General features: G+C 49.7%; 3 protein-coding genes. 2 read left to right on the forward strand and 1 reads right to left on the reverse strand.

All coding sequences use genetic code 11. The features are described from left to right. On the reverse strand, nucleotides 1-682 hold a 682-nt coding region (locus EA408_13135; GenBank protein TVR68768.1), incomplete at its 3' end, for a ferredoxin. A gap of 147 nt (nucleotides 683-829) precedes the next feature. Here EA408_13135 and EA408_13140 point away from each other — a divergent pair. Then, nucleotides 830-1,369, forward strand: coding sequence for an RNA polymerase sigma factor (locus tag EA408_13140; protein TVR68769.1), 540 nt, complete (start codon nucleotides 830-832; stop codon nucleotides 1,367-1,369). Nucleotides 1,370-1,384: 15 nt separating this feature from the next. Beyond that, a complete protein-coding gene (locus EA408_13145) occupies nucleotides 1,385-2,695 on the forward strand; it encodes a PKD domain-containing protein (GenBank protein ID TVR68770.1) in 1,311 nt (436 codons plus the stop codon). Nucleotides 2,696-2,836 lie beyond the last annotated feature (141 nt).

The raw sequence follows: 2,836 nt of genomic DNA on the forward strand, positions 1-2,836 counted from the left end.
CACCGGTTGCGATAACCAGGTGGTTGGCATCGTCGTAATATATCTCGTTTGTTTTGATGTTCTTTACGGCAAGCCTGTTGCCCTCTAGGATGTCCCAAACGGTTGAGTCAAGGAATATCCCGCCGTGATCTTCCCCGGCAAGGGTATTGGCAATATCAAACCCCCTCATGCCGCCGAACTTCTGCTCCTTCTCGAAAAAGAAGAACTGGTGGGTCTGCATCAGGAACTGTCCGCCGATCTGGGGATTGTTGTCAATGACAATGTTCGGCACACCGTGCCTGTTCAGCTCCTCCCTCGCTGCCAGTCCGGCCGGCCCGGCCCCTATGATCGCAACCTCGGTCCTGTAAACCTTGTAGGGCGAGCTTTTTGCATATTGGGTTTTGCCGGGATGGTAATCCCTGGGTATCTCCCTTACCTCCTTTATGTCATCAACGGTGGCAATGCAAATCCTTCTGATCTGCCCGTCAACCAGCATCTCGCATGCACCGCACTTCCCTATGCCGCACTCAAGGCTCCGGTTACGGTTCCTGATACTGTGGCTGTGAACCGGGTAACCTGCCTGGTGAAGCGCGGCAGCTATGGTGAATCCCTTCTCTCCCGTGATTTTCTTTCCTTCAAAAGAGAAACCAACACGCTCTTTTTCCGTAACAGCTAAAATGGGATGTTTATTTATTTTGTACATTGGCCTTATTTGAACATGCCAAGGTAAATATTATGCGGTCTCTGATTCAATGATGTTTGTCAGCCGCATAAATGATTTTTTACAGATTTTCATCTGCCGTGCAACCCTTTTGTCGGGTTGATGGTCTGCAACAATAAGAAGCGATTGATGATAGACGACAGTTACCTGGTTAAGCGATGCCTTGAGAGAGACAGGAAGTGCCAGTGCCTTTTGTATGAGAAGTACGCTTCACTCATGCTCGGGGTGCTCATGCGTTACGCGGGCAGCAGGGCCGAGGCCGAGGATATTTTACAGGAGGGGTTCGTCAAGGCATTCATGAACATGAAGCAGTACGCGGGTACAGGGTCGTTTTCAGGTTGGCTTAAAAGCATTATGATAAACACGGCGATAACACATTTTCACAGGAACAGGAATTTCAGGGAGCAGGGCCCGATCGACAATGTGGGCGAAAGCTACCTGAAAGACCATGGCGAGGTGTCGGGACTTGAAAGGCTGAAGGAGGATGACCTGCTGAAGGTGATCACCGGACTGCCCCCGGGGTTCAGGGTGGTGTTCAACCTGTACGCCATTGAAGGGTACAAGCACCATGAGATAGCAGAGATGCTGAATATTGACGAGGGAACATCCAAGTCGCAGTATTCAAGGGCAAGGAAGCTGATCAGGGAAAGGCTGGGCAAAAGACAATAACAAAACAAACCGATTATGCCGGATCAAAACCATATAGAGGACCTTTTCAGGGATAAGTTCAGCAATTTTGAGGTTGAGCCTTCCGGCGGAACATGGACAGGCATCAGCAAAAAGCTTGCCTGGCAGGAGTTTTTCCGTTTCTCCCTCACATCCTTTAATATATGGTACGCGGCTGCCGGTTTAGGAATTATAGGGGCGCTGGTGTATGTCGGACTCGAGACATCGGAACCTGATGTAGCTGACCCTGTAGAAAAAGAAGTGCCTGAAGAGGTTATCCCTTTCGGGGAACCGGAAGTTGAGGACGACACCCTCGAAATCGGGGTAATTGATGATCCGGCTGCTGAGGAATCCGTTGAAATTGATACTGAAGTACCGGGGACTGATCCTGTAGTGCCAATGCAGGTGCTGCCGGCCGATTCGCCTGCCGTATCTGATCTGCCCCTGCAACCTGCCCAACCGGCTGATAAGGTTGTTGGCCCTGTAGATGAAGCTGTTGATCTTTTTGCTGCAGAAGAAGATGTGATTATTCCACTCGCAGATTTCGGAGCAACACCCGAAAGCGGCTGCCATAACCTGAGGGTGCAGTTCACCGACAGGTCGGTTAACGCGGCAAGCTACCGCTGGTCGTTTGGCGACGGCGGCTTTTCAACATCAATGCACCCGGTCTATTTCTATGACCAGCCCGGCACCTATACCGTAACGCTGGAGGTTGAATCTGAACGCGGACTAAAAGATGTTGCTGAACAACAAATAACCGTCTATCCCAAACCGGAAGCTCTTTTCGAGGTGAGGGCCGACGAAGATGCCGGCTACGGCCGCACGGTCTATTTCTTCAACTACTCCCGCAATGCCGAAAGCTATATCTGGGATTTCGGCGATGGTAATAATTCGACCGCCAAAGACCCGGTTCATGTCTATCTTGAACCCGGCAATTTCACCGTCAGCCTCACAGCGGTATCAGAGCACGGATGCACTGATATAATGGAGCTTGAGAACATCTTCTCAGATGAGGAGTACTTCATCAGCTTCCCCAATGCCTTCAGGCCCGACATGGGAGGCCCGTCCGACGGACGGTACGATCCTGCCGATCCTGTAACAAAAGTGTTCTATCCCAAGTATAAAGGTGTATCAGAATATCAACTAAGTATATATAATAAATCAGGTTTATTGCTATTTGAAACCACCAACATCGAAATCGGCTGGAACGGGTATTTCAACAACCGCCTCGTTGCTCCCGAAGTTTACATCTGGAAAGCCCGCGGAAGGTTTGCCAACGGGCAGCCTTTTGTCATGGCCGGTGATGTAACGGTAATACCAAACAACTGAACCCAACCCAACGAACCTAATACCATTTGAGATGGATAAGATATTTACCAAACTAGTGAAAAGACAAGGTCGATTGTTTTTATTGTTGACGGCTTTGCTTATAGTTGTAACCAGCCTTAATGTTCAAGGACAACCACAGCT

Source organism: Marinilabiliales bacterium (assembly GCA_007695015.1).
Taxonomy (GTDB): Bacteria; Bacteroidota; Bacteroidia; order Bacteroidales; family PUMT01; genus PXAP01.